Annotated in this window: 24 protein-coding genes; 9 read left to right on the forward strand and 15 right to left on the reverse strand. The window is 72.5% G+C overall.

The annotated features are described in order from the left end of the window. Positions 1 to 288 precede the first annotated feature (288 nt). The 4 genes from ACIGQF_RS06485 to ACIGQF_RS06500 all read left to right on the forward strand — a co-directional run bounded on the left by ACIGQF_RS06485 (position 289) and on the right by ACIGQF_RS06500 (position 3,300). Positions 289 to 1,335, forward strand: a complete 1,047-nt coding sequence (locus tag ACIGQF_RS06485) for an LLM class flavin-dependent oxidoreductase (protein ID WP_399706212.1) — start codon at positions 289 to 291, stop codon at positions 1,333 to 1,335. Continuing rightward, positions 1,332 to 1,592, forward strand: coding sequence for a hypothetical protein (locus tag ACIGQF_RS06490; RefSeq protein WP_399706215.1), 261 nt, complete (start codon positions 1,332 to 1,334; stop codon positions 1,590 to 1,592). Before ACIGQF_RS06485 ends, ACIGQF_RS06490 begins: the two co-directional genes overlap by 4 nt. Beyond that, positions 1,589 to 2,533 carry an ABC transporter substrate-binding protein gene (locus ACIGQF_RS06495; protein WP_399706218.1) on the forward strand — a complete coding sequence of 315 codons (945 nt, stop codon included), beginning with the start codon at positions 1,589 to 1,591 and terminating at the stop codon, positions 2,531 to 2,533. The genes ACIGQF_RS06490 and ACIGQF_RS06495 overlap by 4 nt, the downstream gene beginning before the upstream one ends. Before the next feature lie 311 nt (positions 2,534 to 2,844). Then, a complete protein-coding gene (locus ACIGQF_RS06500; protein WP_399706220.1) occupies positions 2,845 to 3,300 on the forward strand; it encodes a cell division protein SepF in 456 nt (151 codons plus the stop codon). Positions 3,301 to 3,351: 51 nt separating this feature from the next. On the opposite strand, the gene ACIGQF_RS06505 is transcribed toward ACIGQF_RS06500, so the two are convergent. Next, entirely contained in the window at positions 3,352 to 4,539 is a 1,188-nt protein-coding gene (locus ACIGQF_RS06505; RefSeq protein ID WP_399706223.1) for an acyl-CoA dehydrogenase family protein, read from the reverse strand. 122 nt (positions 4,540 to 4,661) lie between these two features. Then, positions 4,662 to 6,287, reverse strand: coding sequence for an MFS transporter (locus ACIGQF_RS06510; RefSeq protein WP_399706226.1), 1,626 nt, complete (start codon positions 6,285 to 6,287; stop codon positions 4,662 to 4,664). A 318-nt stretch (positions 6,288 to 6,605) separates the two neighbouring features. Between ACIGQF_RS06510 and ACIGQF_RS06515 the strand changes: the two genes are divergently transcribed. Together ACIGQF_RS06515 and ACIGQF_RS06520 are read left to right on the forward strand one after the other, a co-directional pair. Further along, positions 6,606 to 7,790, forward strand: a complete 1,185-nt coding sequence (locus ACIGQF_RS06515; protein WP_399706227.1) for a hypothetical protein — start codon at positions 6,606 to 6,608, stop codon at positions 7,788 to 7,790. A gap of 296 nt (positions 7,791 to 8,086) precedes the next feature. Next, on the forward strand, positions 8,087 to 9,112 hold the full coding sequence (locus ACIGQF_RS06520; protein WP_399706229.1) for a phosphatase PAP2 family protein: 1,026 nt from the start codon (positions 8,087 to 8,089) through the stop codon (positions 9,110 to 9,112). 123 nt (positions 9,113 to 9,235) lie between these two features. Here the strand turns inward: ACIGQF_RS06520 and ACIGQF_RS06525 are convergent, their stop codons facing one another. After that, positions 9,236 to 9,451 carry an I78 family peptidase inhibitor gene (locus tag ACIGQF_RS06525; protein ID WP_361563301.1) on the reverse strand — a complete coding sequence of 72 codons (216 nt, stop codon included), beginning with the start codon at positions 9,449 to 9,451 and terminating at the stop codon, positions 9,236 to 9,238. Between the two features lie 529 nt (positions 9,452 to 9,980). Between ACIGQF_RS06525 and ctaD the strand changes: the two genes are divergently transcribed. Continuing rightward, a complete protein-coding gene (gene ctaD / locus ACIGQF_RS06530) occupies positions 9,981 to 11,699 on the forward strand; it encodes a cytochrome c oxidase subunit I (RefSeq protein WP_399706232.1) in 1,719 nt (572 codons plus the stop codon). Here ctaD and ACIGQF_RS06535 read toward each other — a convergent pair. The 6 genes from ACIGQF_RS06535 to ACIGQF_RS06560 form a co-directional block, all read right to left on the reverse strand. Then, positions 11,626 to 12,603, reverse strand: coding sequence for a helix-turn-helix transcriptional regulator (locus tag ACIGQF_RS06535; RefSeq protein ID WP_399706234.1), 978 nt, complete (start codon positions 12,601 to 12,603; stop codon positions 11,626 to 11,628). The genes ctaD and ACIGQF_RS06535 overlap by 74 nt on opposite strands. Positions 12,604 to 12,686: 83 nt before the next feature. Further along, positions 12,687 to 12,857 (reverse strand): hypothetical protein, encoded by a 171-nt coding sequence (locus ACIGQF_RS06540; protein WP_030624574.1) that lies wholly within the window; start codon positions 12,855 to 12,857, stop codon positions 12,687 to 12,689. Between the two features lie 91 nt (positions 12,858 to 12,948). Further along, on the reverse strand, positions 12,949 to 13,842 hold the full coding sequence (locus ACIGQF_RS06545) for a hypothetical protein (RefSeq protein ID WP_399706237.1): 894 nt from the start codon (positions 13,840 to 13,842) through the stop codon (positions 12,949 to 12,951). Then, entirely contained in the window at positions 13,839 to 15,098 is a 1,260-nt protein-coding gene (locus ACIGQF_RS06550; protein WP_399706239.1) for a glycosyltransferase family 4 protein, read from the reverse strand. The genes ACIGQF_RS06545 and ACIGQF_RS06550 overlap by 4 nt, the downstream gene beginning before the upstream one ends. A gap of 97 nt (positions 15,099 to 15,195) precedes the next feature. Beyond that, positions 15,196 to 15,789 (reverse strand): transglycosylase family protein, encoded by a 594-nt coding sequence (locus tag ACIGQF_RS06555; RefSeq protein WP_399706241.1) that lies wholly within the window; start codon positions 15,787 to 15,789, stop codon positions 15,196 to 15,198. 152 nt (positions 15,790 to 15,941) lie between these two features. Further along, positions 15,942 to 16,529 carry a transglycosylase family protein gene (locus ACIGQF_RS06560; protein WP_399706243.1) on the reverse strand — a complete coding sequence of 196 codons (588 nt, stop codon included), beginning with the start codon at positions 16,527 to 16,529 and terminating at the stop codon, positions 15,942 to 15,944. A gap of 585 nt (positions 16,530 to 17,114) precedes the next feature. On the opposite strand from ACIGQF_RS06560, the gene ACIGQF_RS06565 reads away from it, so the two are divergent. Both ACIGQF_RS06565 and ACIGQF_RS06570 read left to right on the forward strand, forming a co-directional pair. After that, positions 17,115 to 17,933, forward strand: a complete 819-nt coding sequence (locus tag ACIGQF_RS06565; RefSeq protein WP_399706246.1) for a hypothetical protein — start codon at positions 17,115 to 17,117, stop codon at positions 17,931 to 17,933. 208 nt (positions 17,934 to 18,141) lie between these two features. Then, positions 18,142 to 18,477: a hypothetical protein gene (locus ACIGQF_RS06570; RefSeq protein WP_399706248.1), complete on the forward strand. Its 336-nt coding sequence runs from the start codon at positions 18,142 to 18,144 to the stop codon at positions 18,475 to 18,477. Between the two features lie 111 nt (positions 18,478 to 18,588). Here ACIGQF_RS06570 and der read toward each other — a convergent pair whose 3' ends face one another. The 6 genes from der to ACIGQF_RS06600 all read right to left on the reverse strand — a co-directional run bounded on the left by der (position 18,589) and on the right by ACIGQF_RS06600 (position 24,344). Then, the gene (gene der, locus ACIGQF_RS06575; RefSeq protein WP_399706250.1) at positions 18,589 to 20,058 is read right to left on the reverse strand and encodes a ribosome biogenesis GTPase Der; all 1,470 of its coding nucleotides are present in this window, start codon (positions 20,056 to 20,058) and stop codon (positions 18,589 to 18,591) included. A 109-nt stretch (positions 20,059 to 20,167) separates the two neighbouring features. After that, a complete protein-coding gene (locus ACIGQF_RS06580) occupies positions 20,168 to 20,803 on the reverse strand; it encodes a lysophospholipid acyltransferase family protein (RefSeq protein WP_399706416.1) in 636 nt (211 codons plus the stop codon). 65 nt (positions 20,804 to 20,868) lie between these two features. Beyond that, entirely contained in the window at positions 20,869 to 21,612 is a 744-nt protein-coding gene (gene cmk, locus ACIGQF_RS06585; RefSeq protein WP_399706253.1) for a (d)CMP kinase, read from the reverse strand. A 132-nt stretch (positions 21,613 to 21,744) separates the two neighbouring features. Beyond that, a complete protein-coding gene (locus tag ACIGQF_RS06590; protein WP_399706256.1) occupies positions 21,745 to 22,830 on the reverse strand; it encodes a prephenate dehydrogenase in 1,086 nt (361 codons plus the stop codon). Continuing rightward, entirely contained in the window at positions 22,827 to 23,189 is a 363-nt protein-coding gene (gene aroH / locus ACIGQF_RS06595; protein WP_361563263.1) for a chorismate mutase, read from the reverse strand. The genes ACIGQF_RS06590 and aroH overlap by 4 nt, the downstream gene beginning before the upstream one ends. Before the next feature lie 138 nt (positions 23,190 to 23,327). Next, the gene (locus tag ACIGQF_RS06600; RefSeq protein WP_399706259.1) at positions 23,328 to 24,344 is read right to left on the reverse strand and encodes an ADP-ribosylglycohydrolase family protein; all 1,017 of its coding nucleotides are present in this window, start codon (positions 24,342 to 24,344) and stop codon (positions 23,328 to 23,330) included. Positions 24,345 to 24,402 lie beyond the last annotated feature (58 nt).

Consider the following 24,402-nt stretch of genomic DNA (forward strand, 5'->3'; position numbering starts at 1 on the left):
TCGGTCACAGTTGACGCGGAAACGGATGCCTGTTCCACTTAGCGGCATGTACTCATGGCAGCGGCTGGTCACCCGTGACCACATCGACTTCGGTCGAGTGTGGTCGTCGTCCTGTTGAGCTGACCCCCTGCACCACGCCCGCCGTCCTCTTCGGCCGGGCCGTTTCGCGGTTTTGATCGCCTTTTACTGATCCCGCCGCGCCTTCACACACTTCCGCGCCTCCCTCGGCGCACCCTCCCCTCGCTCTTCCCCGTTCCTTCGGCCTGCTCGAAGAAGGGCGCGAACACAATGCGCTTCGGCGTCATGACATTGATCGACAACGTCCCGGACGCGGTGTCCGGGCGGCTGCTCCCGCCGCACCGGCGCCTCCAGGAGGTCGTCGAACTGGCCGTACTGGCAGAGGAATTGGGGTACGACGCCTTCGGTGTCGGGGAACGGCACGGACCGCCGTTCCTCTCCAGCTCCCCGGCCGCGGTCCTGGGCGCGATCGCCGTGCGCACCCGCCGCATCCGGCTCTTCACCACCGTCACCGTCCTGTCCACCCTCGACCCGGTCCGGGTCGCCGAGGAGTACGCCACCGTCGACCAGCTCTCCGGCGGCCGCCTGGAGCTGATGACCGGCAAGGGCAACGCCCCCGAGCCGTGGCACCTGTTCGGCCGCGACCCGGCCGACCAGTACGAACTCCAGGAGGAAAACTACGAACTGCTGCGCCGGCTGTGGAGCGAGGAGAAGGTCACCTGGTCCGGCCGGTTCCGCCCGCCGCTGACCGGGGCGACCACCCTCCCCCGCCCGTACCAGCGGCCGCCCACCGTCTGGCACGGCAGCGCCACCAGCGAGCGCTCCGCGGACCTCGCCGCGCTGTGGGGCGACCCGCTGTTCACCGCCAACGTCATCCAGCCGGTCGCCGACTACGCCCGGCTGATCGGCCACTACCGGGAGCGCTGGGCGGAGTACGGGCACGATCCCTCTGCCGCGCTGGTCGGCGCGGGCGGCACGCTGTACGTCGCCCCCGGCGACCGCACCGCGCGCGACGCGTTCGCGCCGTACTACGAAGCGGCGGTGGCGGCCCGGGACGTGCCCGGCAACAACACGCCGTACCGCACCCTCGACGACGCCGTGGACCACGGGCCCGTCCTCGTCGGCTCGCCGGACCGGGTCACCGGCAAGATCCTCCAGCAGCACACGGCGTACGGCCACGCGGTGCAGTTCTTCGGCGTGGAGAGCGCGGGCCTGCCGTACGCGCGCAAGGCCGAGGTGCTGCGGCTGGCCGCCGAACAGGTGCTGCCGGTGCTGCGCAAGGAGGCGCCCGACGCCCTCCCCTGGGAGCGCCCGTGACCGCGCCGGCCTCGAATCCCACTGAACTGACGGAGCATCACACCACCGTGACCGACCCGCTGACCCGCCCGCTGCTCGCGGAGCTGACGTACGAGTACAGCACCCGCTACGAGAAGCCGGTGGACCTGGACCGGGAGTACCCGCCGGAGGAGTTCGGCCCGCCGGGCGGCGCCTTCCTGCTGCTCCTGTCGATCGGTCCGCTGCCGTTCGAGAAGGATCTGTCGGCCGGCCACCACCTGGAGACCCCGACCCCATGACGCCTCGCAGAATCCGCGCCGCCGCCCTGCTCGCCGCTGCCGCCCTCGCCCTGACCGCCGCCTGCGCCGCCCCCGACGGCGGCGGCACCCGGTCGGCGGCGGCCGGGGGCGGGACCGAACCGAAGATCCCCACCGCCGATGTCGTCACCGCCGTGAAGAAGGACCCGGCCGCCGCGGAACTGCTCCCGGCCGAGGTGCGCAAGCGCGGCACGCTCACCCTCGCGGCCGGCGTCGGCGGCTCCCCGCCAGGCGCGGCCTACCTGCCGGACGGGAAGACCGTGGCGGGGCAGGACATCGACTTCGCCGACGCCGTGGGCAAGGTGCTCGGGCTGCGCCTCAAGCGTGAGGTGGCGAGCTTCGAAGCGATCCTGCCCGCCCTCGGGAGCGGCAAGTACGACCTGGGCACCGGCAATTTCGGTGTCACCCGGGAGCGCAAGAAGACCATCGACTTCGTCACCTACATCAATGACGGCCAGGGATTCGCGGTACGCGACGACAGCCCGCTGAAGAAGGTCACCGACCTGACGCAGCTGTGCGGAAAGACGGTGGCCACCTCGGCGGGTACCACCTTCGAGGCCACCCTGGAGCGTCACAGCTCCCGGTGCGCCGCGGCCGGGAAGAAGCCGTACGAGGTCAAGACGTACGCCGAGCAGGGCGCGCTGTGGATCTCCCTCCAGCAGGGCCGCAGCGACGTGGTGATGAGCACCATCAACGGGCTGCGCTATGCGGTGCGGCAGCAGGAGGGGCTGCGGTTCCTCAACGAGTACCAGCGGCTCGACGTGGGATTCGCCTTCAAGAAGGGCAGCGATCTCACCCCCGCCTTCCGGGCTGCGGTGAACCGGCTGAAGAAGGACGGCACGTACGACCGCATCCTGAAGAAGTGGGGCACCGAGGGCTCCGCGATCGACGCCTCCCGCATCAACCCGCCAGCTCAGGACTGAGAAGCACCGCCACCGCCGACGGCACGGCACCGCCCGGCATGACATATGCCCAGGTCCCATCCGTGCGGATGCATTCTTTCCGTTATCTTTCGATCTGTCCTGCCGGGCGGGTCCGAGGGGGCGCGCACGCCGTGTGACACCCTTCGCACAGTCAGTTCGCGGTCATCGCCTTGGAGCTGACGCTGTGCCATCCTCATTGCACCAGATGTGTCACGAACCCCCCATGCGGCGGCTATCCACTTGGCACATCATCCGCGTCATGGCCGACCATAGAGGGGCGGACAGCACACCGCGGGAGAGAGGAGGCGTCCATGGGATCGGTGCGCAAGGCGAGTGCGTGGCTTGGCCTCGTCGACGACAACGATGACGAGCGTTACTACGACGACGACTACGCCGAGGGGTCCGAGCCCGAACAGACGGGCGGCAACTCCTGGGTGACCGACCCTCGGGTGCGGGTGGCCGACCAGTCGGCGCAGGAGCAGGGCACCCGGATCGCCACGGTCACCCCGGACGGCTTCCGGGACGCCCGTGGGATCGGTGAGCTCTTCCGGTCCGGTGTGCCGGTCATCGTCAACCTCACGGCGATGGAGTCCGCCGACGCCAAGCGGGTCGTCGACTTCGCGGCGGGGCTGACCTTCGGACTGCGCGGCTCGATCGAGCGCGTGGCGACCCGGGTCTTCCTCCTCACACCGCCCGACTACCGGGTGGTGAGCGGCGGCGACGTCACGGGCCGCCGTCGCGAGGGCGGTTTTTTCAATCAGAGCTAGTGTTCCTTTGCGGATCGGCTCCGGCCGGTCCGCAAAGGGACACGGTTCGGCTCACCGGAAGGCGTCGAGCCCGGTGAGCGCCTTGCCCAGCACCAGCTGGTGCATTTCCACGGTGCCCTCGTAGGTGAGCACCGATTCCAGGTTCGTCGCGTGCCGCATGACCGGGTACTCCAGCGAGATCCCGTTGGCGCCCATGATGGTGCGCGAGGTGCGGCAGATCTCGATCGCCTCCCGCACGTTGTTGAGCTTGCCGAAGCTGACCTGCTCCGGGCGGAGCCGCCCCGCGTCCAGCCGGCTTCCCAGGTGGTGCGCGAGCAGGACGCCCTTGTGCAGCTCCACGGCCATGTCGGCGAGCTTGGCCTGGGTGAGCTGGAAGCCGCCGATCGGCTTGCCGAACTGTTCGCGGCTCTTCGCGTAGTCCAGTGCCGCGTCGAAGCTGGCGCGGGCCGCGCCCATCGCGCCCCAGACGATGCCGTAGCGGGCGTGGCCGAGGCAGCTGAGGGGGCCGCGCAGGCCGGTGACCTCGGGCAGTACGGCGTCGGCCGGCAGCCGGACGTCGTCCAGGACCAGCTCGCTGGTGACCGAGGCGCGCAGCGACCACTTGTGCTTGATCTCGGGGGCGGAGAAGCCGGGTGTGTCGGTGGGCACGACGAAGCCGCGGATGCCGTCGTCGGTGCGGGCCCAGACCACCGCGACGCCGGCCACCGAGCCGTTGGTGATCCACATCTTGCGGCCGTTGAGGATCCAGTCCGAGCCGTCGCGCTTGGCGTGGGTCCGCATGTTCGCGGGGTCGGAGCCGTGGTCCGGCTCGGTGAGGCCGAAGCAGCCGATGACCTCGCCGGCGGCCATCTTCGGCAGCCACTGCTGCTTCTGCTCCTCGGAGCCGAACTTCCAGATCGCGTACATGGCGAGCGAGCCCTGCACGGAGACCAGCGAGCGGATGCCGGAGTCGGCGGCCTCCAGCTCCAGGCAGGCCAGGCCGTACTGGACGGCGGTGGCGCCGGCGCAGCCGTAGCCGGTGAGGGACATGCCGAGGGCGCCGATCGAGCCCAGCTCGCGGGCGAGTTCGCGGATGCCGGGCAGCTCGCCGGCCTCGTACCACTCGGCGATGTGCGGCAGCACGCGGTCGGCGGCCCACTGCCGGACGGTGTCGCGGACGGCCTTGTCCTCGTCGGAGAGGAGGTCGTCGATGCCCAGCGGGTCGGCCGGGTCGAAGGGCGGCAGGGTGGATGCGGACATGGCGAGGGCCTCCTGCGGCTGCGCGAAAAACTAGCAGTGGTAGTTATTGCTCACGGCAGACGTTACGACGCGCGCGGACGCGCCACAAGAGGGCCCATGTCCGGGCCCGGGAGAAAGAAGGCTCAGTGCCCGGAGGAGGCGGTGGCACGCTCGGACTCGTGACCGGGACCCGCGGCGTCGCCGTCGGCGCGCTCCGAGGGCTCAGCGGCGCGCCGGGGCAGCCGCAGCGCTATCGCCGCGCCCACCAGCAGCAGCAGCGCGCTGGCCACGAGGGTGACGTGCAAGCCGTGCACGAAGGACGCGCGGGCCGCCTCGCGCAGCGCGCGCCGCGCGTGTCCGCCGAGGTCACCGGCCACCTGGTACGCCTCGCCGAGGGAGTGCCCCGCGGCGCGGCTCGCACGGTGCGGCACCCCGGCGACGTGGTGCAGGCCGGGCGCGTAGACCGCGTTCATCACGCTGCCGAGCAGGGCCACGCCGATGCCGGCGCCGAGCTGGTAGGAGGTCTCGCCGATGGCCGCCGCTCCCCCGGACGCCTCGGCGGGCGCCTCGCTGAGCATCGACTCGTACGCCCCGAAGAGCGTGGCCTGGAAGCCGAAGCCGAGCAGGACGAAGCCGGCGGACAGCTGCCAGGGCCGGTCGTCCGTACCCATCGTGGTCAGGCAGAGCACCGCGACGGCGGTGAGCACGAAGCCCGCCGAGACCATCACCCGCGGGCCGAGCCGGGTCAGCATCCGGGAGCCGGTGAGGCCGGCCGCCATCGCGGCGAAGACCAGGGGCAGCATCCGCAGGCCGGTCTCCAGCGGGCTCATGCCCAGCACGAGCTGGAGGTACTGCACGGCTATGAGCTGAAGGCCGACCAGCGCCAGCATGGCCAGCACGATGCAGCCGACGGACGTGCCGAACGCCGGGCGGGCGAAGAGCCGCATGTCGATCAGCGGGTGCTCGCGGCGTCGCTGGCGGCGGACGAAGAGGGCCAGCAGCAGCGCCCCGACGAGGATCGGGCAGAGCGTCGTCCAGCCCAGGACGGGCGCCCCGCTGCCGATCTGCTTCACGCCGAAGACCAGGCCGAGCACGCCGAGCGCCGCGACGACCGCGCCGAGCACGTCCCACGGGCCGTTGCGCTCGCCCCGGGACTCCGGCAGCAGCCAGCGGCCGACCAGCAGCATCACGGCCATCATCGGAATGTTGATGAGGAAGACCGAGCCCCACCAGAAGTTCTCGACCAGGAAGCCGCCGAGCACCGGGCCGACGGCCGCGCCGACCGCGGCGACCGCGCTCCACACGCCGATGGCCACGGCCCGCTCCCGCCGGTCGGGGAAGACCTGGCGCAGGATCGACAGCGTCGCCGGCATGATCATCGCGCCGCCGACCCCGAGCAGCGCCCGCGCCACGATGAGGATCTGCGGATTGGGCGCCAGCGCGGCACCGGCCGAGGCGATCGCGAAGAGTCCGTAGCCGAAGAGCAGTATCCGGCGTCTGCCGACCCGGTCGCCCAGCGTCCCGAAGAGGATGAGCAGGGACGCCGCGATGAGCGGATAGACGTCGACGACCCAGAGCAGTTCGACCGGCCCCGGCCGCAGGTCCTCGGTGACGGCCGGCACGGCGACGTAGAGGATCGTCGTGTCGAGGGCGACGAACAGCAGGCTGACGCAGAGCACGATCAGCACGGTCCAGCGGTTCGCGCCGCCGCCGCGATGCCGGGTCACACCAGCCGTCCGCTCTTTGCCGGACGTGGTCGTCCCGGACATGTACGCACCTCCTGTCGAGCACTCGCAGCCGCGCGCGACGGCACGACGAACACCCCGGGGGAACCGGCGGCACGGGCGAGTTGTGAAGAAAGCCTACGCGAGTCGCCGGGCGGGACACATGGCTCACCTCACGATGAGATGCTCATCGCAAGGACCGGTGGGTGTCATACCCATTGCGCAGGGCACTCGCTACCATTCGCCGCCGACTCCTTCGGGTGACCCCCGCATCCCCCGGCACGGTCCGCCACCCGCGTCGCACCCGCCCCGTTCCGGCCATCGTGACCACGCGACCCCCGGGCCACCTGGATAATCGGATTGATGACCGATCTCGCTTTCTCCGCCACCGCGGGTCCGGCTGCGGCAGGCAGAGGTGCCGGGGCCGCGCTGCGTCGCGCCGCGCCCGCCCTGGCGGCGTACGCGGCGATCCGACTGCTGGGCCTCGTGGTCCTCGCCGCCTGGTCGGCAGCGGCCGGCAAGGACTGGCAGACCCTGCTCGCCGCCCGCTGGGACTCCCTCTGGTACACCCGCGTCGCCGAGCACGGCTACGGCTACGCCGTCCAGCTGCCCGGCGGCGAGGTGCACTCCAACCTCGCCTTCTTCCCGCTGCTGCCGTGGCTGGAGCGGGGCCTGTCGGCGCTGCTGCCGCTCTCCGCGGCCGGCGCCGGGCTGCTGGTGAGCTGGGCCGCCTCGCTGGCCGCCGCCTGGGCCCTGTACGCCACGGGCGAGCGGCTGCACGGCCCGCGCGGCGGGATCACGCTGGCGGCACTGTGGGCCGCGGTCCCGATAGGCGTCGTGCAGTCCATGGCGTACTCGGAGGCGCTGTTCACCGCGCTCGCAGCCTGGGCGCTGTACGCCGTGCTGTCCGGCCGGTGGGTGTGGGCCGGCGTGCTGACCTCGCTGGCCGGGCTGACCCGGCCGGTGGGTGCAGCGGTCGTCGCGGCCGTCTGGGCCGCCGCCGCGCTCGCCCTGTGGCGCGAGCGGGCCCGCGAGGGGCGCGTGACCTGGCGGCGGCACGGGCGGCTGCTGGCCGGCGTGGCGCTCGCCCCGCTCGGCTGGTGCGCCTTCTTCCTGTGGGTGGGGGCCCGGCAGGGCAGCCTCACCGGCTACCTCGACGTCCAGGCGGGCTGGGACAACGGCTTCGACGGCGGACTGGCCTTCGCCGCCTTCACCTGGCGGCTGCTGACGGGGCCCGCCCTCCCCGCCGGGCTCGCGCTGGCGGCCGGGGTCGTCGCGGTCGTCTGGCTGTACGTGCTCGGCGTGCGGCAGGGCCGGCCGGTGCCGCTGCTGGTCTACGGCGGCCTCGTACTGGCGCTGGCGCTGACCGCCAAGGGGTACTTCGGCTCCAAGCCGCGGCTGATGCTGCCGGCGTACCCGCTGCTGCTGCCGCCCGCCGCCGCGCTGGCCCGGTGGCGCCCCCGGTACGCGGCGGCCGTCCTCGGCGTGCTCGCGGCCGGCTCCGCGGTCTACGGCGCGTTCTGGCTGAACGGCTCGGGTCCGCCGTGACCCCTCGCACGGCCCTTCCGCCGGGTGACCGGGGAACTTCCCTCCGTGACCCCGATGCACCGGCAAACGTTCCGTGACGCCCGGGGAAATCCGCGATAAACACCGCCGCGGGGAAATACATTAGATCTGTGGACGGCCGGCCACTCGGATGCCGCGCGAGAGAAAGAGCGATTTAGTGAATTCTCTTGGCAGGGCCCTGGCGAATGGCTTGTTTGAGACGCATTCCACATCACATCGTCATTACAAAGCCCACGGTTTGACCAGGCACCTACATCACACGCGGTAACGTCGATTGAGTGCGTACCGATGAGAAGCCCGACCAGAGGGAAGGGCGCTGGAGCGAGCTGGCCCGGCCGTATATGACACGAACACGCCACTGGCTGTTCGGCGGCACCGTGGCCGTCTACGCGGCGATCGTGCTGGGCGTGCTCACGACTTCCTGGCTGGTCACCCTCGACTGGCAGGTCATGCTCTTCCGGCCGTACAAGCAGTGGCCGGACATCCATGCCTTCCTCGACTACTTCGTGGTGCTGGGCCAGCGCGGCCCCACCGCGGTCGCGGTGGCCGCGTGGCTGGTCTGGCGCTGCTGGCGGCAGCGGAACCTGCACCCGCTGCTGGTACTCGGCGTCGCCCTGCTGATGCTCAACGTCACCGTGGGCGCCGCGAAGATCGGCATGGGCCGGCTCGGACCGCACTACGCGACCGCCATCGGCACCAACGAGATGTGGCTCGGCGGCGATATATTTCCGTCCGGCCACACGGCGAACGCCGTGGTCACCTGGGGCGTTCTGGCCTATCTGGCGACCACCCCGCTGCGTCGCAGGATCCTTTCGGTCATCGCCGCGCTCGGCGCGCTGGGCGTCGGCATGACCACCGTCTACCTGGGCACCCACTGGGTCAGCGACGTACTGCTGGGCTGGGCCGCCGGCCTCCTGGTGCTGCTCGCCCTCCCCTGGTGCGAGCCGGGCATGGCCTGGGCCGAGGCCCGGCTGATGGCGGTGGTCTGGCGGCTCCGTGCCCAGCTGGGCGGCGCGCCGCGGCCCGTCCCGGTGCCCGCGAGCCCGGCGGGCGTCACCTCCGGTGTCGCCGGGCGGCGTGCCGTCGGCGAGGACGGCGTCCTGGTCCGCGAGGCCGCGGTGGCCGGCGGCCGGCAGTCCCGTTCGCCGGAGGCCTGGCCGCACCACCCCGCGCGGCCGCACACGGCGCGCTCGGAGCGCACTCCGGTCACCCCCTCGGGCAGCCGAAGACCGCCGCACGCCGACCGTGTCCCGCGCACCGCGCCGGTCACCACGACCGTCCGCGGCCGCTCGCAGGGCAGCTGACACGACAGACGTGCGGGGCCGGTACGCACACACCCCCGCACCTCGACGGCCCCGGCGGCTCCGTGAAGGAGCCGGCCGGGGCCGTTGCCGTACGGGGGCGCGCCGGGCCGCCGGGGGCCGCCGTCAGCCCTTCCAGGAGCGGTGCACGGTGCCGTCCTTCACTTCGAAGTTCAGCCGGCCCGCGAGGTACTCCATGGTGATGATCGCGCCCGGGGGCAGCGACCTGACGGTGCTCCAGCCGCGCTCGCGGGCCCGGTCCTCGGCCCGCTGCCGGTCCAGGCCGACATAGGTCTCCACGTCGTCGTCCGGTTCTTTCGGAAGGTTCGGTACAGGCGCCATGACGCCACCGTATGCCTCATCCGGCGACCCGCGGAAGGCCGGCACTGACACACCCGGGTGTTCCCGGTGTCCGGCATTGGTCACACTTCTGTCACAGCCCGCCGGGGCCGGTTTAACGCCACTTCCCGCACCCTGACGAGCGGCTCCGGTATCACTTCGGCCACGCGAAAAACCGGCCCGATTTCTTCTTGATCGTATTCTTCGAACGGACCCGCGCAACTGCCGTCGCGGGCCGGAAATCAATCGCCGGGAGGCGCCCGATTCCCCTTACCCGATACGCGTTATCGGGCGTCCCGTAATCTTCCGACGGCTCACACTCCGCTCACATTTCCCGCACAACACCCCGGCCGGCGGGAGGCGTACGACGGGCCTTCGGGGGTACGCGGCAGCACTCACGAGCACGGTGGCGGGAACGCCCGACGCCCCCTCGCGCAAAGGGTGTTGCGGCGCGCATGATGAGGCGAGCCCCAGTACGTCCCGCCGTGGTGGCGAGCCCTGGTACGTCCTGATGACGAACGAGGTGGCACGAATGGGAACAGTGGCACCGGAGGCGACTGCCGGGAGGGTGGCGGCCCGCCGGCCGGGCAAGGTGATCGTCAGCTGGCTGACGACCACGGACCACAAAAGGATCGGCCACCTCTATCTCATCACCTCGTTCGGCTTCTTCCTGGCCGGCGGGGTGCTGGCCCTGCTGATGCGGGCCGAGCTGGCCAGACCGGGGCTCCAGATCGTCGGCAACGAGGGCTTCAACCAGGCCTTCACGCTGCACGGCACGATCATGCTGCTGCTGTTCGCCACCCCGGCCTTCGCGGGCTTCGCCAACGAGATCATGCCGCTGCAGATCGGCTCGCCCGACGTGGCGTTCCCCCGCCTGAACATGCTCTCGTACTGGCTGTTCCTCTTCGGCGGCCTGATCGTGCTGGGCTCGCTGCTCACCCCGACCGGCGGCGCGGCCTTCGGCTGGACCGCCTACGCGCCGCTGAACTCCATGGTCCGCTCCCCCGGTATCGGGGCCGACATGTGGATCATGGGGCTGGCGCTGTCCGGCTTCGGCACGATCCTGGGCGCGGTGAACTTCCTGACCACGATCATCGGGATGCGGGCGCCGGGCATGACGATGTTCCGGATGCCGGTCTTCACCTGGAACGTGCTCTTCACCTCGATCCTCGTCCTGCTCGCCTTCCCGGTGCTCGCTGCGTCGCTGCTGGTGCTGGAGGCGGACCGGCGGTTCGGCTCGGTGGTGTTCGAGGCGGAGTGGGGCGGAGCGCTGCTGTGGCAGCACCTCTTCTGGTTCTTCGGGCACCCCGAGGTCTACATCATCGCGCTGCCGTTCTTCGGCATCGTCACCGAGATCATCCCGGTCTTCTCACGGAAGCCGATCTTCGGCTACACGATGCTGGTCGCCGCCACCATGGCGATCACGGCGCTGTCGCTGATGGTCTGGGCGCACCACATGTTCGCCACCGGCGCGGTGCTGCTGCCGTTCTTCTCGCTGCTGTCGTTCCTGATCGCGGTGCCCACGGGCGTGAAGTTCTTCAACTGGATCGGCACGATGTGGCGGGGCTCGCTGTCCTTCGAGACGCCGATGCTGTGGGCGGTCGGCTTCCTGGTGAGCTTCCTGTTCGGCGGGCTGACCGGCGTCATCCTGGCCTCTCCGCCGCTGGACTTCCACGTCACCGACACCTACTTCGTGGTGGCCCACTTCCACTACGTCGTCTTCGGCACGGTGGTCTTCGCGACGTTCGCCGGCTTCTACTTCTGGTGGCCCAAGTTCACCGGCAAGATGCTCGACGAGCGGCTGGGGAAGATCCACTTCTGGACGCTGTTCGTCGGCTTCCACACCACGTTCCTCGTCCAGCACTGGCTGGGCGTGGAGGGCATGCCGCGCCGGTACGCCGACTACCTCGCGGCCGACGGCTTCACCGCCCTGAACACCGTCTCCTCGGTCGGCGCCTTCCTGCTGGGCCTGTCGACGCTGCCGTTCCTCTACAACGTCTGGAAGACCAGCAAGTACGCGCCCAAGGTCGGCCTGGACGACCCCTGGGGGTACGGCCGTTCGCTGGAGTGGGCCACCTCCTCGCCCCCGCCGCGCCACAACTTCCTCACCATGCCCCGCATCCGCTCCGAGTCCCCGGCCTTCGACCTGCATCACCCGGCGACGGTGCGCGGCGCCCTCACGGAGGCGGTCCCGCGGCCCGGCCCGCCGCCCGGGACAGACGCCGGCCGATCTCCCGGATCCGGTCCGTGAGTTCGGCCGGCTCACGGACCTCGAACTCGAAACCGGTCATCGACAGCAGCACCACCAGCGAGTCCAGGCTCTGCGCTCCGGTGCGCAGCAGGCAGCTGTGGTCGTCCACCTCCTCCAGCGTGCCGACCAGCGGCGAGACGCGGTCCGCCGCTTCGGCGAGCGGCACGTGCAGCACTACGGTCGCGGAGACCGCGTACACGCCCGTGGAGACGCCCTCGGAGACATAGGCCGCCAGGTCCTCGGCGGGCGGCTTGCGGGGCGCCACGCGCGGGCCGTGCGGCGGGGTGGGGGTGATCCGGTCGGCGCGGAAGGTCCGCCAGTCCGCCCGGCCGGTGTCCCAGGCGACGAGGTACCAGCGGCGCTGGGCGCTGACGAGGCGGTGCGGTTCGACGGTGCGGCGGGTGACGGTGCCGTCGTGCGCGGCGTACTCGAAGCGCAGCTGCTGTCCGTCCCGGCAGGCGGCGGCCAGTTCGGTGAGCACGGCGGCGTCCACCCGCGGGCCGAAGCCCTGCATCACGGGGACGGTGAAGGCGTTCAGGGCGCCGATGCGGCGGCGCAGCCGGGCCGGGAGCACCTGCTCCAGCTTGGCCAGCGCCCGGACGGAGGTCTCCTCGATGCCGGCGACGCCGCCGGCGGCCGCGGTGCGCAGTCCGACCGCGACCGCGACGGCCTCCTCGTCGTCCAGCAACAGCGGCGGGAGCTCGGCACCCGCACCCAGTTGGTAGCCCCCGGCGGTGCCGGGGGCCGAGTGCACGGGGTAGCCGAGCTCCCGCAGCCGTTCTATGTCACGCCGGACCGTGCGGGGCGTCACGCCCAGCCGGTCGGCGAGGTCCGCACCGGACCACTCACGGTGGGCCTGCAACAGGGACAGCAGGCGGAGCAGTCGTGCCGAGGTCTCCAACATGCGGCCGAGTCTGCCAGCGGTTGCGGACAACTACCGTCCGCAACCGCCGTCTCCGTGCTCCGCCGCAGGCGGTGTCCACGCCGCTACCAGCGGTACCAGCGCGCCCGGCCGCCTCCTGTACCCGTCGAGCGGAACAGGAAGCCGAGCAGCCACACGACGAGCACCGCAACAGCGATCCACCACAGCGCCTTGAGTGCGAAACCGGCACCGAACAGGATCAATGCGAGCAGCAGGACCAACAGGACAGGAACCATGATTTTGCACCTCCGTCCTCCGAGTGCCCCGTTCATCGCGGGTCAATCGGGGGCGCGTGAGGCACTGGGGGCGCAGTGGCCGCGGGAGTGGTCAGGAGGGGACCTGGTCCCCCGCGACCTGGACGGAGAGATCGTTGTCGACCGTGAAGTACGGGCCGACGCGGACCTGTCCGCCCGGAGCGCCGATCGGCATCGCCGGGTACGTGAAGATCTGCTTCTTGTCCGGTACGTCGTCCAGGATCCGCGAGATGCGGACCGGCTCGGCTCCCTCGCCGGTCCGCACCCACAGGTCCCACCGCTCGGTACCGGACCGCCAGTGACCGGCCAGCGGGCCGTGCGGCAGGACGAACGCGAAGTCCGGCCCATCGCCCCGCAGCGGGATCGTGACCGTGTGCTCGTCGTGCCGGGCCCGGGCCTCGGCGGCAGCGCCAGTGGCCAGCGCTGCGCCGTAGAGCCGGCCCTCGACGGTGATGCCGTCGGGGGCGACCTGGATCTCGCCGGCCTCCGCGTGCGGGCCGCGCAGCCAGCTGCGCAGGGCGAGGTTGCCGTACTTGGTGGCGTACGGTATCCGGACGCCGAGCCGGCCAATGGCGGCCAGCGGGCGCCGGTCCACCAGCGACCGCAGGTCGTTGAGGCCGGGCAGCAGGCGCTGCGGGTCCTCGGCGTCCCCGAGGTCGGCGTAGACGTTCCAGCGGCCTTCGGGCAGGGCGACCGTGCTGGGCAGCACGGCCCGCAGCCGGCCCGAGCCGGTCGGCCCGAGCGGCAGCCGGATCTCGTCGGCCGGGCTGTCGCCGCCGCGCAGCCGGAGCACCAGCGCCGCGCTCCAGACCGTGCCGGCCTCCCCGCCGGCCGCTTCGGGAACGGCGATGTCGAAGGTGAGACCGCCCGCGGAATCCGCGATGCAGTCGGCGCGCAGGGCGGTCCGCCGCGGCTGCCGGGTGCCTGACCCGGTGCCGGTGGCGGGCAGTTGCATCGACGCGCTCATGCCGTCCGCACTCCTCTCAGTGCGGCGTGCGCCGCGTCCTTGGTGGCGTAGGCGCCGCTCAACAGAGCTCCTCTGGTGCGGTGGACCGTGGCGCGCAGCGCGCCCCGGCCGCCGCCGGTGGTCAGGTCGCCGAAGAGCGATTCGTACCGGCCCGCGATCCGTGCGGGATCGAAGCGGGCGGATCGCTCCAGCGCGGCCCGGCCCATGCGCTGCCGGCGCTCGTCGTCGTTGATCAGCTCCAGCAGCGCGCCCGCGACGGCGCTCTTCCTCCCGACCGGTACCAGCCGGCCGTCCACGCCGTCCTCGATGATCTCGCCGGGACCGTGCGGACAGTCGGTGGAGACCACCGGCAGCCCGCACCGCATCGCCTCCACAATCGTCATCCCGAAGGACTCCAGGCTGGAAGTGACGGCCGCGATGGACCCCTTGGCCCATTCCGGGTCCAGCGGGTTGGCCGGGCCCATCAGGTAGACGTGGTTGTACAGGCCCAGTTCGTCGATCAGGGCGCGCAGCGCGGCCTTCTCGGCGCCGCCGCCGTAGATCCGCAGCCGCCAGTCCGGGCGCCGCTCGACCACCGTGGCGAAGGCCCGGATCAGCAGGTCGTATCGCTTGACCCTGGCCAGCCGACCGGCCGCGACGACCCATTTGCCGGTGCCGTCGGCGGGCTGGATGCCGGGCGCGGGGACGCTGTTGGGCACGGCCTCGATGCGCACGCCGGGCAGCCGCAGCCGCTTGCGGTAGGACCGGGCGTCCGCCTCGGTCACCGTGGTCACCGCGTCCAGCCGCGGATAGACCGCGCGCAACTGGCGGGTGAGCGCCCGGCCGTGCGTGTCGAGGGTGAGGTGCTCCTGTCCGACGCGTGCCACGCCCCGCTTGGCCTGCCGGGCGATGTGGACGTTCAGTCCGGGCCGCGTCCCCACCACGACGTCGGCCTCCAGGGACCGCAGATGGGCGGCGATGCGCCGGTCGGTGAGCTCGCTGTACTGCCGGAAGCGGCCCTCGGACGACGGGAAGACCCGGGCCTCGCGCAGGAACGCCGGGTCCTCCCCGTCGTACCCGGGGCTGTCCTTGCGGAGGTCGACGAGATGCCGCAGCCTGACCCGCGCACCGGGCTCGAATACCGGCACATCACGGTGCCGGAAGACGGACACGACCTCGACGTCGTGCTGCTCCGACAGCGTGCGGGCGAGGTTGTACGTCGTCCGGATCGTGCCGCCGATGCCGTATGCGTTGTGAATCAGGAATGAAATATGCATCCGTCCCCGTACCCCATGGTTTTCGCGCGAACGTAGCCAAGCGTCCGCCTACCAAACGGTTAGACCGAGGCTGGAGGTTTCGGGTTGACTCCTATCGCTATTTTGTTCCGGAAACGTGAGCAAATCGGTAGCTACGGACGGGAACCCCGGAGCGTTGGTTCGCATCCAGGGTGGCGAGTGCCCCCGCCCGCAGCCCGTAACGCCGCGCGCAGGCCGGCCAGGCGCCCCAGCCCTGCTGCTCCTGCACCCGCTCGGCGACCTGGATCTGCTCCTCGCGGGTGGCCAGGTCCGGCCGCGAGGCGAAGGCCAGGCCGCCGGCCGCCTCCCACGTCTGCTGCGTGAACTGGAGCCCGCCGTACAGGCCGTTGCCGGTACGGGCGTTCCAGTCGCCGCCGCTCTCGCACTCGGCCAGGCACCCCCAGGGCCAGTCCTCGCGGGAGCATTCGGCGGCACCCGGCACCCCCTGCGGCACGGTGCGCGGGGCGGCCGCCGGCGGGCCGGCCCCGGCGCCCGCCGGGTCCTCGGCGGCGGCGACCCCGGCGCCGCCGGAGAGCAGGGCCGCGAGCACCGCCAGGGTGAACGCGGGCCGGCGGACGGCACGGACAGCGGTGCGCGCGCGGCGCGCCGTACGGGCCGGCCACGAGCGGGCCGTCGTACGAACAATCGGGAAGAACTCCGTCGGTTCGAGCACCGCCGCAGGCTAGCGGCGGTCCGGCGGAGCGGCCGCGCGGCGCGCGCCCGGACGCCGCGTGCCCCACCCGGTCGGGTGACCGGGCGGGGCACGCCGCCACCGCCGCGCCGCGGGAAGCGGGGGGACGCACGGACGGTGGCGGCGGGGCCGGATCAGACCGAGAGGTGCTGGCCGGGCATGATCGTGTGCGGATCGCCGCCGATGGCGGACCTGTTGGCCGTGTACAGCGACCGCCAGCTCACGCCGCGGGCCGCGGCGATCGAGGCGAGCGTGTCGCCCTGCCGGACCGTGTACGAGCCGCTCTTGCCGCCCCGGGAGCTGCCCCGGTCGGCGCGGCTGTCGCGCACCGCCCGCTGCTCGCTCTTCCGGGAGGCCGAGACCTCGCCGCCGGCCGATGGCGCGCTGCCGGCGGCGTTCGCCCGGGCCGAGCACACCGGCCAGGCACCCCACCCCTGGACCGCCTGCACCTTGGACGCGACCGCGATCTGCTCGGCGCGGCCCGCCTGATGGGCGCTGGGGGCGTACTTGTGGCCGCCGAAGGCGCGCCAGGTGGAGGCGGTGAACTGCAGCCCGCCGTAGAAGCCGTTGCCGGTGTTGATCTGCCAGTTCCCGCCGCTTTCGCAGGCCGCGATGCGATCCCAGACGCCGCCGTCCGCGGCGCTCGCCCCAGGGGCGGCGGCCAGCAGGGCGAGCGGTGCCACCAGTGCCGCCCCGGCGAGGGCGACGGTTTCGCGACGCATGGAGCCCATTCGAAAAGGCATGGATGTCCTTTCGGAGAGCCCGGGCCTCCCCCGGGCGGTGCGCCGCCGGGCGCTCAGGACGCCCGTCCGCCGCTCCGCCCCGCCCGCCGAGGGTCCTGCGCTGCGCCGCTCCGCGCGTCTCGTGGGGCGCGGCGCTGCGCTGGTTCGTATGTCGTGGTGCCGGGCTGCCGGCTTGCGGACGGCGGGCGTCCCCGGGCGGTGCTCGGTGCACACGGCCGGAGAATGTAGGGAGCCGCCGGGCACGGCCACAACCAAAGTGCTGTCGGGGCAGGCCAGTCGTGCGTTACTAAAGGTACCGACGAGTTCCGGCCACCCCCTAGATTCCCTGATTTCAGGATTTGTCGGCCCGACGATCTCCGGACCTGTGAGCCACCTCACCCCGTTCGGCTGCATGGCCCGCACACGTGATGGCGGTGAGTGACGACTTCCGGGGCCCTGTTCACGCTGTGCGCCGATCGGTTCGATTCCGTTCACGCCCGCGCGTGACTCCTGCCACAGATCGCCCGTTGTCTTTTTACACGCCGGGATCCCCCCGGCAGCCGCACACAGATCGAGGAGTCAGCCGTGCCCCGCATGCTCGACGTCAGTGACGACGTTCGCGCCGAGATCGGCGACGAGGAGGCCGACCGCCTGCTGGCCGGCGACAACGCCCCCGGCGCTTACGACTGCACCTCCTGCCGCACCCCGGGCGACAGCGAACAGGAGCGCACCAGCACCGTCCTGTTCATCGGCGAGGAGACCGCCGTGCTGGCGTTCGCCCACGCCACCTGCATCCCCTCCCAGGTGGTCTCGGTGGCCGAGGAGCAGCTCAAGGGCGCCGTGCGCTCCATCACCGGCGAGCCCGGGGCCGAGGCGCAGGCCACCGTGCCGGCGCCGGCGTCCCCCGCCGCCCCGGCCGCCCCCGCCGCCCGGCAGGCGACCCTGGGCGTGACCTGCGGCCTGGTCCTCGTCGAGGACGACCTGCGCCCCGCCCTGGTGGTGGAGCCCAACAGCCCGATCGCCCGGCCCGGTTCGGCCGGCCTGGACGACGACTTCCTGCCGCTGCTGATGGAGCAGGGCTTCCACCCGGTCACCGACATGGCGGCGCTGCCCGCCGGCGGCGCCGGCTGGTCCGTCCTGGTCGCCATGGGCCAGCTGCACGCGGTGCTCCAGGACAGCGGCGAGGCCGGCAGCCAGAACGCCTGGTGGAAGGCGCACCAGCCGCTCCCGGTCTCCGACGGCTGGCGCGCCGCGGTCAACAAGTCGCAGACGGTGCTGGTGTATGCCGCGCCGCACGGCTCGATCGGCCAGCAGCCGCGCGAGGATCTGATGCGCGAGGCGCTGGAGAAGGCGGCGGCGCACGGCCGGCTGGTCGCCATGGCGATGCCGCTGGCCGGCACCTGAGCGGACGGCCCGGCCTTCGGGCGGCCGCCTCCCGAGCGGGGCGGCCGCCCGTCCGGCCACGTACGGATGTCCAGGGCGTCACGCGCAGGTGGCGGAAACGGTGCGCCAACGGCACCCCCGTGCCCTCCGCACTTCCGCGTATGCCCCACGATCAGCCAATTCGCCCGCAAAGCCGCATCCCGCGGGCCCTCGGGTCGTTGGCACAGACGTGCACCCATACGACCCGTCCCCCCGCGCCCCGTTCCACTCCATCCCCGGCATGCGCCCGTCGTACGAGCCCGCCGCGCACCACCTGGACCGTGGGTCGGCGACGCCGATCTACGACGCGCTCTACGCCGAGTACCGCCGCTCCTTCCGGGCTCTCCCCGGGGACCGTACGGGCGAGGACGAGCTGAGCCCGGAGGTGCTGCGGCGGATCTGGCGGCGCACCACCCCCTCGGCGACCGGCCGCCGCGAGGTGCCGCTGCCGCCGCAGCACTCCCGCAGCCACACCCCGGCGGCGCTGCCCCCCGCGCCCCGCGACCACCGGCCGTACCACCACTGAGCCGCTGCCGCACCGCCCGCCGGGACCGCCTCGCGGCGCCGCGCGAAGGAGCCCCGCCCCGGACCCCGGCGGGGGTCCTGGGCGGGGCTCCGGAAGCGGTGGCGCCTGTGGTTACTTCTTCTTGCTGCGCTTCTCGCGGACCCGCACCGAGATGTGGATCGGGGTGCCCTCGAAGCCGAACTCCTCGCGCAGCCGGCGCTCGATGAAGCGGCGGTAGCCGGCCTCCAGGAAGCCGGAGGCGAAGAGCACGAAGCGCGGCGGCTTGGTGCCCGCCTGGGTGCCGAAGAGGATGCGGGGCTGCTTGCCGCCGCGCACCGGGTGCGGGTGGGAGGCCACGATCTCGCCGAGGAAGGCGTTCAGCCGCCCGGTGGGCACCCGGGTCTCCCAGCCGGCGAGCGCCGTCTCGATGGCCGGTACGAGCTTCTCCATGTGCCGGCCCGTACGCGCCGAGACGTTGACCCGCATCGCCCACGGGATCTGCACGAGGTCGCGCTCGATCTCCCGCTCCAGGTAGAAGCGGCGCTCCTCGTCGAGGTTGTCCCACTTGTTGTACGCGATGACCAGCGCGCGGCCCGCCTCGACGGCCATGGTGATGATCCGCTGGTCCTGCACGCTGATCGACTCGCTCGCGTCGATCAGGACGACCGCGACCTCGGCCTTCTCCACGGCGGCCGCCGTGCGCAGCGAGGCGTAGTAGTCGGCGCCCTCCTGGAGGTGGACGCGCTTGCGGATGCCCGCGGTGTCCACGAACTTCCAGGTCTTGCCGCCCAGCTGGATCAGCTCGTCGACCGGGTCGCGAGTGGTGCCGGCCAGCTCGTTGACGACCACCCGCTCCTCGCCGGCGACCTTGTTCAGCAGGGAGGACTTGCCGACGTTGGGACGGCCGATGAGGGCGATGCGGCGCGGGCCGCCGACGGTCGCCCCGAAGGTCTGCTGCGGCGCCTCGGGCAGCGCCTCCAGCGCGGCGTCCAGCAGGTCGCCCGTGCCGCGGCCGTGCAGGGCCGAGACCGGGTGCGGCTCGCCGAGGCCGAGCGACCACAGCATGGCGGCGTCCGCCTCGCCGGACGGCCCGTCGACCTTGTTGGCGCACAGCACGACCGGCTTGCCGGCCCGGCGCAGCAGCTTGACGACGGCCTCGTCGGTGTCGGTGGCGCCGACCTTGGCGTCCACGACGAAGACCACGGCGTCGGCGGCCTCGATCGCGAACTCCGCCTGGGCGGCCACGGACGCGTCGATGCCGAGCACGTCCTGCTCCCAGCCGCCGGTGTCGACGACCTTGAAGCGGCGGCCGTTCCACTCCGCCTCGTAGGTGACGCGGTCGCGGGTGACGCCCGGCTTGTCCTCGACGACGGCCTCACGGCGGCCGATGAAGCGGTTGACGAGGGTCGACTTGCCGACATTGGGGCGGCCGACGACGGCGAGGCGGGGCAGCGGGCCGTGACCGGCCGCCGCGATGTCGCCCTCGACCTCGTCCAGGTCGAAGCCCTCCTGCGCGGCGAGCTCCATGAACTCCGTGTACTCGGCGTCGCCCAGCGCGCCGTGCTCGACGTGCTCGTCGCCGGTGGGGGTCTGGTCGTTCATGAAGTCCGTTCCTCGTTCTGCGTGGTCGGTGGGCCGCCGTCCCGGCGCCCACTGCTCAAGTGTCAGGGGGGATCCAAGGATTCCCCCGGCGAAACGCGCCGCCGGCCGGTCAGCGGCCGGTGAGCCGTCGCGCCCCGGTCAGATGGGCGGTCAGGTGCTCCTGGATGCGTACCGTCGCCTCGTCCAGCGCCTTGCGCGTCCGCCGCCCCGAGCCGCCCGCCCGTCGCCCGCCACCGCCCCAGGCGGAGCTTCGCGCCCCTTCTTGTTGCGCCTGAAAGGCATCACCGAAGACGACATCGACGCGGCCCCGCAGCGGCGGCAGTCCCGGTATCACCCGGCTGCTGCGCTCCGCGCTGCCCAGGACCGCGACCGGCACGATCGGTGCCCCCGAGCGTACGGCGAAGTACGCGAGACCGGCGCGCAGCGACGCGAAGTCGCCCTCGCCGCGGGTGCCCTCCGGGAAGATCCCGAGAACCCCGCCGCGCTTCAGGATGCCCAGCGCGTGCGTGACGGCCGTCCGGTCGGTGCTCGTCCGGTCGACCTTCACCTGGCCGATGCCGCGCAGGAAGGGGTCCAGCGGCCCGGCGAAGGCCTCCTTCTTGATCAGGAAGTGCACCGGCCGCGGCGCGGTGCCCATGAGCATGGGCCCGTCGACGTTGTGCGAGTGGTTCACCGCGAAGATCACCGGGCCGGCCGCCGGAACCCGCCAGGCGCCCAGCACCCGCGGCTTCCACAGGCCGTACATCAGGCCGATCCCGATCCGCCGCCCGACCGCGGCGCCGCCGGCGCTCGGCAGGCCGCCGTCCTCGGTCACGGGGCGACCTGCCCCGCCTCCGCGGCCGGACCGACCTTCTCCGCGATCTTCGCCTCGATGAGGGTGACCACGCACTCGATGACCTGCTCCAGCGTCAGCTCGGTGGTGTCCACCTCCACCGCGTCGTCGGCCTTGGCCAGCGGCGAGGTCTTGCGGGAGGAGTCGGCGGCGTCCCGCTTGATCAGCGCCTCACGGGTGGCGGCCAGGTCCCCGGCCTCCTTGCCCTTCAGCTCGCCGCTGCGCCGGGCGGCACGCGCCTCGGGCGAAGCGGTGAGGAAGATCTTCAGGTCGGCGTCGGGCAGGACGGTCGTACCGATGTCCCGGCCCTCGACGACGATGCCGCGCTCGGCGGAGCCGGCGATGGTCCGCTGGAGGTCCGTGATCAGGGTGCGCACCTCGGGGACGGCGCTGACGGCGCTGACCGCGGAGGTGACCTCCTTCGTACGGATCGGGCCGGCGGCGTCCTGGCCGTCGACCGTGATGGTCGGCGCGGCCGGGTCGGTGCCGGAGACGATCGCGGGCTTGGCGGCGGCCGTGGCGATCGCGGTCGGGTCCTGGATGTCGACACCGTTGGACAGCATCCACCAGGTGATCGCGCGGTACTGGGCACCGGTGTCCAGGTAGCTGAGCGCCAGCTTGGCGGCGACCGCCTTGGACGTGCTGGACTTGCCCGTGCCGGAGGGGCCGTCGATGGCGACGATCACTGCTGCCGGGGCGGCGGTTTCCACGGTGACGAACACCTTTCCTTGTGCACGGGGCGGGGATGCTGGGGCCCGATGGGCCTCCGTCAAGGTTACCGGGTACACGCAGGCGTGTTTTCCCCGCACGGGCGTGGGGGATTTGTGACGCTTCCGGGACGCCTTCCCGGGCGCCTACTGACGGATGGACCAGCCGCGCTCGCGGAGCGCCGCGGTCAGCACCGGTACGGCCGAGGGCTCGACCGTGAGCTGGATGAAGCCCGCCTGCTGGCCGGTGGCGTGCTCGATACGGACGTCCTCGATGTTGACGCCCGCCTGCCCGGCGTCCGCGAAGATCCGCGCCAGCTCGCCCGGCTGGTCGCCGATGTGCACGGCGACGATCTCGTAAGCGGCCGGCGCCGCGCCGTGCTTGCCCGGCACCCGCTCGCGGCCCGCGTTGCCGCGCCGCAGCACGTCCTCGATGCCGTCGGCGCCCGCGCCGCGCTTGGCCTCGTCGGCCGACTGCAGGGCGCGCAGCGCCTGCACCGTCTCGTCCAGGTCGGCCGCGATCTCCGACAGGACGTCCGCGACCGGCCCCGGGTTGGCGGAGAGGATGTCGATCCACATGGCGGGGTCGGAGGCGGCGATCCGGGTCACGTCCCGGATGCCCTGGCCGCACAGCCGTACGGCGGTCTCGTCGGCGCCCCGGAGGCGCGCGGCGACCAGGCTGGAGACCAGCTGGGGGGTGTGGCTGACCAGGGCCACGGCCCGGTCGTGCGCGTCGGCGTCCATGACGACCGGGACCGCCCGGCACAGCGCCACGAGCTCCAGCGCGAGGTTCAGCACCTCGGTGTCGCCGTCCCGGGGCGGGGTGAGCACCCACGGCCGGCCCTCGAAGAGGTCGGCGGTCGCGGCGAGCGGCCCGGACCGCTCCTTGCCGGCCATCGGATGCGTACCGATGTACGGCGTGAGGTCCAGCCCCCGCTCCGCCAGCTCGCGCCGCGGGCCGCCCTTGACGCTCGCCACGTCCAGGTAGGCGCGGGCCGTGCCGCGCCGCATCGCGTCCGCCAGCGCCGCCGCGACGTGCGCCGGCGGCACGGCGACGATCGCCAGGTCGACGGGGCCCTCGGGTTCCTCCACCGTGCCCGCGCCGAGCGCAGCGGCCGTACGGGCCTGCGCCTCGTCGTGGTCGGCGAGGTGCACCCGGACGCCGCGGGCGCTCAGCGCCAGCGCGGCGGACGTGCCGATCAGGCCCGTGCCGATGACGATCGCGGTCCTCACTGGGCGATGTCCTTCCGCAGCGCGCCCGCCGCGCCGAGGTAGACGTGCGCCATCTCCGTCTTGGCCAGATGGCTCTCGACGTGCGCCAGGATGCGCACCACGCGCGGCATGGCCCCGGCGATGTCCAGCTCCTGCGCACAGATCAGCGGCACGTCGGTGATGCCGAGCTTGCGCGCGGCGACGGCGGGGAAGTCGCTGTGCAGGTCGGGCGTGGCCGTGAACCAGACGCTGATCAGGTCGTCCGGCACGAGGCTGTTCCGCTCCAGGATGGCGGTCAGCAGCTCGGCGACCTGCTCATGCATGTGCTCCGCTTCGTCCCGCTCCAGCTGGACGGCCCCTCGGACCGCACGTACCGCCACGTCCTGCTCCTCGTGTCCTCGCGTACGCGCCGCTCCCGGGCGTACGTATCTGCCTGCCTGATCAGCGTATCGACCCCCGGGCCCGGCCGCCGAGCGCGCCCGTCCTGCGAGACGGGAGTTCCGGCGGCCGGACGGCGGTCAGCCCCGCCCGTCCCAGAGCGCGCCGAGCGCCAGCAGCTCCTCGCGGTACTCGATGCGCTCGGTCCAGGCCGCCGGCCAGGCGTCCGCGCCGAGGTGGGCGCCGGCGAAGGCGCCCGCCAGGCAGGCGAGGGAGTCGGAGTCGCCGCCGGAGCAGGCGCCGCGGCGCAGCGCCGCCACCGGGTCCTCGGGGAAGAGCAGGAAGCAGAGCAGTCCGGCGGCCAGGGCCTCCTCCGCGATCCAGCCCTCGCCGACGAGGAGGCAGGGGTCGGTCTCCGGGTCGGGGTCGCGCAGGGCGGCGTCCAGCCGGTCCAGGACGCCGCGGCACTCGTCCCAGCCGTGCGCCATGAACGCCTCGGGCGACGCGGCACCGGCGTGCTGCCACAGGTCGCCGAGCCAGTCGCCGTGGTAGGTGGTGCGTTCGGCGTGTACGTACGTCCGGAGCAGCCGGGGCAGCTCGGCGGGGTCGGCGCCCGTGGCGAGGAGGCGTACGGCCCGCGTCGTGAGGTCGCTGGCCGCGAGGGCGGTGGGGTGGCCGTGGGTGAGGGCCGACTGGAGCTGGGCGGCGCCGGCCCGCTGCTGATCGGTCAGGCCGGGGGCCAGGCCGACGGGGGCGACGCGCATGTTGGCGCCGCAGCCCTTGGAGTCGGTCCGGCTGGCCGCCACCCAGGGGCGGCCGGGCTCGCTGAGCGCCCGGCAGGCGGTGAGGCAGGTGTTGCCGGGGGCGCGGTTGTTGTCCGGGGAGCGCCACCAGTCGATGTACTCCTGGCGGACCGGGGGCTCCAGCGTGGCGGCGGTCAGCGGGCCGCGCTCCATCGCCGTGCGCAGGCCGCGCCCGAGGGCGAGCGTCATCTGGGTGTCGTCGGTGACGAGGGCCGGCCGGGGCAGTTCCAGCTGCCGCCAGGGGCCGTACGCGGCCTCGATCGAGCGGACGCTCTTGAACTCGGTCGGGTATCCGAGCGCGTCGCCGAGGGCGAGCCCGAGCATCGAACCGGTCGCGGGATCCTTCGCGGACATGAAAAAACCACCCCTTAGTCGTCATCGTGACGATAAGGGGTGGTCAGTGGCTGCCGCA

It is taken from the genome of Streptomyces sp. NPDC053560 (assembly GCF_044544605.1).
Taxonomy (GTDB): domain Bacteria; phylum Actinomycetota; class Actinomycetes; order Streptomycetales; family Streptomycetaceae; genus Streptomyces.